The organism is Variovorax sp. WDL1 (assembly GCF_001541225.1).
GTDB lineage: Bacteria > Pseudomonadota > Gammaproteobacteria > Burkholderiales > Burkholderiaceae_C > Variovorax.
On the sequence record NZ_LMTS01000135.1, the window covers coordinates 545 to 1,120 of the forward strand.

At 68.4% G+C, this 576-nt stretch carries 1 protein-coding gene; it reads left to right on the top strand.

Going from position 1 to position 576, the window contains the following annotated elements:
- Positions 1-576, top strand: a 576-nt coding sequence (locus APY03_RS18520; RefSeq protein ID WP_232324332.1) for a DNA topoisomerase, incomplete at both ends; no start/stop codon positions are given.

The following is a 576-nucleotide window of genomic DNA, read 5'->3' on the forward strand; positions in this document are numbered from 1 at the left end:
CATGACGCGGCGCTCAAGCGCTGGTCGCTGGAACAGTTGCCCATCATTCCCCAGCAGTGGCGGGTCGAGGTCAAACCGAAGACCGCCATGCAATTCAAGGTCGTCAAGGCGCTTCTGGCGAAGGCGACCCAGCTTGTCATCGCCACCGACGCCGACCGCGAAGGCGAACTGATCGCCCGCGAGATCCTCGACCTGTGCGGCTACCGCGGCCCCATCGAACGGCTGTGGCTGTCGGCGCTCAACGATGCGTGCATCCGCACCGCGCTCGCCAAGCTGCGGCCCTCGGCCGAGACGCTGCCGATGTACTACTCGGCGCTGGCGCGCTCGCGGGCCGACTGGCTCGTGGGCATGAACCTCAGCCGGCTGTTCACCGTGCTCGGGCGGCAGGCAGGCTACGACGGCGTGCTGTCGGTCGGGCGCGTGCAGACCCCGACGCTCAAACTCGTGGTGGACCGCGACCGAGAGATCGCGGCCTTCGTGTCCGTGCCGTACTGGGCCATCGACGTGTCCCTGTCCGCAGGCGGTCAGGCGTTCATCGCGCAGTGGGTGGCACCCGATGCCAGCACCGACGACGCC